Source organism: Limnobacter sp. MED105 (assembly GCF_000170915.1).
GTDB lineage: Bacteria > Pseudomonadota > Gammaproteobacteria > Burkholderiales > Burkholderiaceae_B > Limnobacter.
Map to the genome: position 1 here is coordinate 253,330 of NZ_ABCT01000002.1, position 7,829 is coordinate 261,158.

Below are 7,829 nucleotides of genomic sequence, written 5' to 3' on the forward strand. Positions count from 1 at the left end.
CTCAACGTCAAACTTCGGTCTGGGTTTACACAGCACACACCCAATTCACGCAGGTTTGCGGGTTTGCCCACGCCGAATCAGCAAAAACACCGCTGGAATGACAAACATGGACAACAATGGTGCACTCACCATACCACCTACCATGGGTGCGGCAATGCGTTGCATGACCTCACTTCCTGTACCGGTACCCCACATAATCGGTATTAACCCAGCAAGAATAGTAAGAACTGTCATGGCTTTGGGACGTACCCGAAGCACAGCGCCTTCGCGAATCGCATCCAGCAAATCTTCTTCGTTGATATTTCCGCGCTTCACCCGGTTGGCCCAGCTTTGGTTCAGGTACAGCAACATGATGACGCCAAATTCTGCCGCTACACCAGCCAGTGCAATAAAACCCACGGCGCCCGCCACTGACAAATTGAACTCAAGCATCCACAACAACCACGCACCACCAATCAGTGCAAAAGGCAATGTGGCCATGATCAGCAGGGCTTCATCCACCTGTTTAAAGGTCATGTACAACAGCACGAAAATGATCAGAACAGTAAACGGCACCACCAGTTTCAATTTCTCGGTCGCGCGTTCCAGATACTCAAACTGGCCCGACCACGACATGGAATAGCCCGCAGGCAAATTAACTTGCTCGGCCACCGCACTTTGCATGTCGAGTACCGCAGAACGCAGGTCGCGCCCCCGAATATCGATGTACACATAGCCCGCCAATCGTGAATTTTCACTGCGCAACATGGGTGGGCCATCTGTGATTTGAATGGTGGCCACATCGGCCAGCACAATGCGCTGCCCGGAATCGGTGTACACAGGTAGAGCACGCAGACGGGTCAAGGAATCACGCAATTCACGCGGGTAACGCACATTGATTGGAAAACGCTGCAAACCCTCCACAGTTTCGCCAATGTTCATGCCGCCCACTGCGCTTGAAATAATCGACTGAACGTCAGAAATATTCATGCCATAACGCGCAGCCTTGTCGCGGTCGATGTCGACATCGATATAACGCCCACCGGTCAACCGCTCTGCAAAGGCACTACTCACACCCTCAATATTTTTGACCGCCTTTTCAACCTGCACTGACAGTTCATTGATAGTGGCGAGATCAGGGCCCGTGACTTTCACGCCCACTGGGCTTTTAATACCCGTGGCCAGCATGTCAATCCGGTTGCGAATGGGTGGCACCCAAATATTCGTTAAGCCGGGTACCCGAACAATTTTGTCGAGTTCATCAACCAGCATGTCTGCCGTCATACCGTCTCGCCATTCATCTTTGGGCTTGAACTGAATGGTGGTTTCAAACATTTCAAGCGGAGCCGGGTCAGTGGCGGTTTCTGCACGGCCCGCCTTGCCATAAACACTTTCAACTTCAGGCAAAGTTTTAATCAAGCGGTCAGTTTGTTGCAGTAACTCGGCCGCCTTGCCCACCGACAAACCAGGCAGTGCAGTAGGCATATAAAGCAAATCGCCCTCGTCTAGCGGCGGCATGAACTCAGTGCCCAACTGGCTAAGTGGATAAATACTGATGCCCAACAACACCATGGCCACAGCCACGGTAGTTTTGGGAAACTTCAACACCGCGTCCAGTGCAGGTCGATAGGCGGCGATCAAACCTCGATTGATGGGATTGGCTGTCTCACTTGGAATTTTGCCGCGGATCAAATACCCCATTAGCACCGGTATCAAGGTGACTGCCAAGCCGGCAGAAGCTGCCATGGCATAGGTTTTTGTGTAGGCCAAAGGCGCAAACAGGCGGCCTTCCTGCGCTTCCAGTGTGAACACCGGAATGAAACTGAGCGTAATCACCAGCAAAGAAGAAAACAGCGCAGGGCCGACTTCAACGGCAGCGTCGCCGATCACCTGCCAGCGTGCCGCCCCCTCAAGTTTTTGGCCAGGATTGTCGTGAGCCCATTGCTCCAGATGTTTGTGTGCGTTTTCAATCATGACCAGTGCCGCATCCACCATGGCACCAATCGCAATCGCGATGCCACCCAAGGACATCACATTCGCGTTCACCCCTTGCTGCTGCATCACGATGAACGAGATCAACACACCCAATGGCAAGGAAACAATCGCCACGAAAGCCGAGCGGAAGTGCAGCAGAAACACAAAACACACCAGCGCCACCACAATGAATTCTTCCAGCAATTTAAAGCTGAGGTTGTCGATGGCATTGTTGATCAGCGTTGAACGGTCATACACCTCAACAATTTCCACGCCCTGAGGTAGCCCCAGTTTCAGGCTTTCCAGCTTCGCCTTCACCGCGTCAATTGTTTGCAATGCGTTTTTCCCCGAACGCATCACCACGATGCCGCCCACCGATTCACCATTGCCATTCAGTTCGCCAATGCCCCGGCGTATTTCAGGCCCGGTTTGAATGCGGGCCACTTCATCCAGTTGCACGGGAATCCCGGTTGCGCTGGTTTTCAAAGGCACTGCACGAAAGTCTTCAAGGGTTTCAAGATAGCCCGTGGCGCGCACCATGTATTCGGCCTCACCCAACTCGATGACCGACCCACCTGCCTCTTGATTGGCGTTGTTGATCGCCTCAATGACCTGGTTCAAAGTGATGCCATACCCTGCCAATTTCTGCGGATCAATCTCGACCTGGTACTGCTTCACAAAACCACCCACAGAAGCCACTTCAGCCACGTCTTCCACGGTTTTCAATTCATAGCGTAGAAACCAGTCTTGCAGTGCCCGCAGTTGTGACACATCCAGATTGCCTGTGGTATCCCGTAGCGCGTATTGGTAAATCCAGCCCACGCCCGTAGCATCGGGCCCCAACACACTTTTTGCCGACGCAGGCAATTGGCTTTGTGCCTGGTTCAAATACTCCAGCACTCGGGAACGAGCCCAATACAAGTCCACGCCATCTTCAAAAATAATGTAGACAAAACTGTCACCGAAAAACGAGAAGCCACGCACGTCCTTCGCCCCAGGCACAGAGAGCATGGTGGTAGTTAGCGGGTAGGTCACCTGATTCTCGACAATCTGTGGCGCCTGCCCCGGGTAACTGGTGCGCACAATTACTTGTACATCCGATAAATCGGGCAGGGCATCCAGGGGCGTTTTGTACACCGACACCACGCCCCAGGCGCTCACCATCACGGTGGCAATCAGCACCAACAGCCTGTTGGCAATCGACCAGCGAATCAGCGCAGCTATCATGGTCGTGCTCCTGCGGGACTTACGCCCAACATCAAGGGAATGTCTTCGTTTTGCAATTGAAATTCCATTTCAATCTTTTCGCCCACTTTCAGTTGCTCACGCTGCAGTTGATCGGGCGCAGGCAGCATGAAGTCCATGGTCATCTCAGGCCACCCCAAGCCTGGAATGGGCGCATGCGTTACGGTAACTGAGTCCTCATGTATGGCTTCAACCACTGCTGATGTGATGTACTTGGTGGGCTTCTTCGCGGCCTGTTCAGCTTGCGCAGCGGCAGAACCCTCAGGCTCATTCAATCGTGCTTCCAGCCCGCGTAAACTGGCTTCGGAATCAATCAGGAACTGACCTGAAAGCACCACTTCTTGCCCCGCCTGCAAACCTGCAAGCACTTCGGTTTGCCCGTCAAACTCAATGCCGGTCTTGATTTCAACTGGCGAGAAGCGACCATCCTCACCAGCCAGCATCACCACTGCACGGCGACCAGTCTGTATCACGGCCTCAGACGGAATAATCATTGTTTCGGGTCGGCGGGTGTCCATGAAGCGGGTTTGCACAAACATGCCTGGCAGCAATTTGTTGCCCGGGTTGTTCAACACCAAACGCGCCAGTACAGTGCGCGAATTGGCGTTGACCTGTGGCAACACCGTTTGCACCTGTCCCTCAAACACCTGTCCCGGCATGGCCTGCGCTGTGGCACGCACAGAAACACCGGGCTGAACATAGGCTGCCTGGCTTTCGGGCACTTCGGCCTGCACCCACACGGTGGAAAGCCCATTGATTTCCATCAGGGTACTGCCAGGCTGCACAGTCATGCCTTCGCGCACCATCAGGTCGGTGACTACGCCGCTTCGGGGCGCGGCAATGGCCACGCGGGGCTGCACTTGTCCACTTTGTTCCACTTGTCGAATTTGCGCGCTGCTCATGCCCACTTGCAACATGCGCTGGCGTGCGGCGTCCACCAAAGGTTGCAGGTTTTCACCTCGCATTTTTCGCAGCGACAAAAACTCTTCTTGCGCTGCAATCCAGTCGGGCACATACACCGTTAACAAGGTTTGGCCCTGTTTCACAGGGTCAAGCGTGGCGGTGACATTCAACTTTTCCACATACCCCATGGCGCGCGACTGCACCACCACCCGGTCACGTTCATTCCACTGCACGGCACCACTTGCAGTCACTTCGGGCGCCAACATGCCCATGGCAACTTTGGCTGTGCGTATGCCCAGGTTCTGCTGAATTCGGGGGCTCACCTTCACACTGCTGGTGTCGGCAGAATCAGCGCCCGAGTAGGCGGGCACCAGCATCATGTCCATGAAGGGGCTTTTGCCCGGTGAATCAAACTTGCGGCCTGGCACCATGGGGTCGTGGTAATACTGCACAGTCAAGCCGGTTTCCGGGTCGACATCGCCCGCCTTGATCCCACTTTCCATGTGCCTGCGTGTGGCCGCTTCTCCTTGAGGAATATTCCAGGTTGAAGGGTCTTGGCCACCTGCTGCACTGGTTTCTCCGTCAGCAGCACCCTCAGTGGCTGCACCGATGGGTGCCGACATCATGTCCATGCCCTGGCTCATGCCCAGTGCCCAAAGGCCATAGCCCCCACCTGCCAGCGCGGCCAATGCGAGCACGCCAACTGCAATATGCGTCTTTTTCATTGTTGGTCCTCTTGTGGAATCAGGTATTCCAGTTGTGCCCAAAGGCGGGCCGTGTCCATTTGAATGCGCAGTTTTTCCATGCGCATGTCCAGTTCCATGCGGCGGGCTGCCAACACCTCACTCAGGGTGCCGGTGTTGCCACGGTAGGCGTCCAGCGCAGCTTGCGTGCGTTGTTGGGTCAGCGGAATCAGGCTTTGGTCGAAATCCCCCACACGCTTCACATTGCTTTTCCAGGTTTGTTGCCAGCGCTGTGTTTGCGCCAAATACTCGCGGTACAACTCAATTCGCTCTGAACGGGCTTTGGCAGCCATGGAATTGGCTGCGGCAACAGCCTGGTCTTGCCTGGAAGACTGATCTACAAACAAGGGGCGAGAAGCGCCCAGCGTCAGCATTTCAGAAAACTCGGGGCCTCGGCCTGCGTACATCACCGACAAGGTCCAGTCGGCCGACTTTTCCTGCAGCTTCACCTCGGCATTGGCCAAGGCTGCATCTTCTGCCTTTTGAAGCGCAATGATTTCCGGGTGCCTGTTCAGGCTTTCGCTCAAATCAGCTGTACCCAAGCGCGACTGGGCCAGGTTGGTGTTGTCGAGCAATTCACCACTGGCACCGCCACCCACCCAACGCTGCAAATCCGCGCGGGCATTGGCCAGCATGGCCTGCGTGTCCTGTATTCGCAAATCGAGTAAACCCAGTTCCGTGCGCGCTGCAAACACCTCGGTTTGCGCGGCCTTGCCAGCCCGAAACAAGGCGTCTGCTGCGTCAATTTGCAATTGCAACTCGGTGCGCTGGCTTTGCAGCAGTTCAAGCATTTGCTGCAAATACACACTGTCCAGATAAGCCTGCGCCGTGCCGGTTCGCAATCGACTTAAAGCCAGCAACTCGCTGGCTTGCGCCACTTCCGCATTTTTGGAAAACACATTGGCCTGTGCTTTGCGTTTGTCTTGTCGCGTGAAGGTTTGCGAAATGCCCACCCCCCGCATGGTCATGAAATCAGCAGCAAGGCTGAATTGATCGGGTCCGTTGGCTGGAATGTTGCTCACCTCCAGCATCAACATGGGATCGGGCAACTCGCCTGCGGCCACTGCTTCGCTTTGGGCAGCCTGTGCTGCGGCCTTTTGGGCTTGCAACGCCTCGGAACGCTGTTCAGCGAGTTCAATGGCCCGGTTCAGGCTAAGTGGCGCAGCAGAAACGGAAGTTTCTGGCGCGGCCAAGGCTTGCTCCAATGTGTATTGCTGTGCGGCAAGTACGCCGCCAAAATTCAACAACACAAACAACGCAAGCACGGCCAGTGCAATTTTCATTAAAAAATGTTTACCCGGCATGGGGTTCTCCTGCATGGCGTTCAAGCCATGAGAAACAATCACGCAGTTGGGGTGGCAACAAGCCATCCCAACCCTCAATACAATTCAGGCGTGATCAAGCCCGGGGTGGGCGCTCAGGAGAAGTTTGCTGAAAGGAAATTCGAAGTACCTGCTCGACCGCTACATACACCGGTGAGGGGTTTTGAGAAGCAACAACAGCTGCAGAAAACGGCAAGGATGGCACGGCGCAACACAAGGGAGAACCCGCGAAGCAACCCTCATCCAGTTGCATCGCTTCAATGGTGTGCTGAGCGTGGGGCTGCGTGCTTTGCATCTCGGCGCAGCATGGCATTGCGTGGGCCATGCTTTGAAACATGAGCGCACACAGCAATAAAACATGAACACCAATTCGACGCATCATTGGGTGAGAGAAGCAAACTGCAGTAACTTAAGTTTAGCACAGACCATTCATGCCTCGGCAAGCACGGGTTTGGCTCCCTGCTTTAGTGAAAACCCAATACGCACCCAATCCCCATCGCACTGGGCAAAGGGTTCACCCCCGTGCAAGCGTGCGATGGCCGCCACGATCGCCAAGCCCAAGCCATGGTTGTGGCCGCTTTCATTTCGCGATTGATCAACCCGGTAAAAAGGCTCAAACAAATGCGGCACGCTGCGCTCGGGAATACACACGCCCTTGTTGCTCACCGTCACGCCAACCCGACCACTCGCGTCTGCTGGTTCAATGTGAATGTGAATGGTGCTGCTTTCTTCAGCATAGCGAATGGCATTCGACACAAGGTTGGACAAAGCCCGCTTGATCAATTCGGAATCAATGCGTGCGGAGGCATCGCCATGCATTTCAAAATGCAAATGCTTTTCCTCCAGCATCGCCTCCATGTAGTCCATCACGGTCATCACCGGTTCACTCAACTTTTCAACCCAGCGAAAATCGTTGTACTGCCCCTGGCTGGCATGCGACAAAAACAGCATGCTTTGAATAATGCGGTTCATGCGCTGCAGTTCTTCAAGGTGGCTGTGCAGGGCCTCTTTCAAATGTTCGGGATCCGGGTTTTTTTCACGCAGCAACAACTCGTGGCTTACTGTGAGGCTGGACAACGGTGTATTCAGCTCATGCGCAACATTGGAGTTAAATGACCGCAATTGCTCTTGGTACTGGCCCACCTTGCCCATCAGCTTGTTGAACTGTTCAACCACAGGGTAAAGCTCTTCGGGTTCATGGTCACTCTTGATTCTTGCGTTCACATCGGAGGGGTCAAAGTCTGCAATTTTCCGACCAAACTTGTTCAGGGGTTTCAATTCAAACCGCGCCAGGGTGCCGCTCAGCAACATGATGAAGAAACCCCAAACCACCGTCACCGCCGTAAACAACAGGGCAATGAACTTCAAAAACCGTTTGTCTTCCGACACATCCATGGCCAGCTCAAGGTCGTTCATGGGCATGCTACCACCCAGCCCACTCAAGGGGTGCATGTAAGTAACCTTGTGTTTTACCTGACTCAGCAACACCTGCGGACCATACAGCACCTGCCCGTTTTCGCCGTGCACTTTGGCACGTACGTTGCCAAGGCTGAGCAGCAGTTCATCCACCCGACCCCACATTTCAGTGGGCAGAAGTTCGCTGTTGCGGGACAGCACCTGTTCCACACTGGAAGCCGCTCGGCTTAGCGTGTCCTGGTGGCGC

At 54.6% G+C, this 7,829-nt stretch carries 5 protein-coding genes; all 5 read right to left on the bottom strand.

Going from position 1 to position 7,829, the window contains the following annotated elements; genetic code table 11:
* Window positions 1-45: 45 nt before the first annotated feature.
* Complete coding sequence (locus LMED105_RS04035) at window positions 46-3,180, bottom strand: efflux RND transporter permease subunit (RefSeq protein WP_008248411.1); 3,135 nt, start codon at window positions 3,178-3,180, stop codon at window positions 46-48.
* Window positions 3,177-4,826 carry an efflux RND transporter periplasmic adaptor subunit gene (locus LMED105_RS04040; protein WP_008248412.1) on the bottom strand — a complete coding sequence of 550 codons (1,650 nt, stop codon included), beginning with the start codon at window positions 4,824-4,826 and terminating at the stop codon, window positions 3,177-3,179. The genes LMED105_RS04035 and LMED105_RS04040 overlap by 4 nt, the downstream gene beginning before the upstream one ends.
* Window positions 4,823-6,148, bottom strand: coding sequence for a TolC family protein (locus LMED105_RS04045; RefSeq protein ID WP_198006788.1), 1,326 nt, complete (start codon window positions 6,146-6,148; stop codon window positions 4,823-4,825). Before LMED105_RS04045 ends, LMED105_RS04040 begins: the two co-directional genes overlap by 4 nt.
* A gap of 94 nt (window positions 6,149-6,242) precedes the next feature.
* A complete protein-coding gene (locus LMED105_RS04050; RefSeq protein WP_008248416.1) occupies window positions 6,243-6,548 on the bottom strand; it encodes a hypothetical protein in 306 nt (101 codons plus the stop codon).
* A 47-nt stretch (window positions 6,549-6,595) separates the two neighbouring features.
* Window positions 6,596-7,829: ATP-binding protein (locus tag LMED105_RS04055; protein WP_008248417.1), on the bottom strand; the 1,234-nt coding region annotated here is incomplete at its 5' end.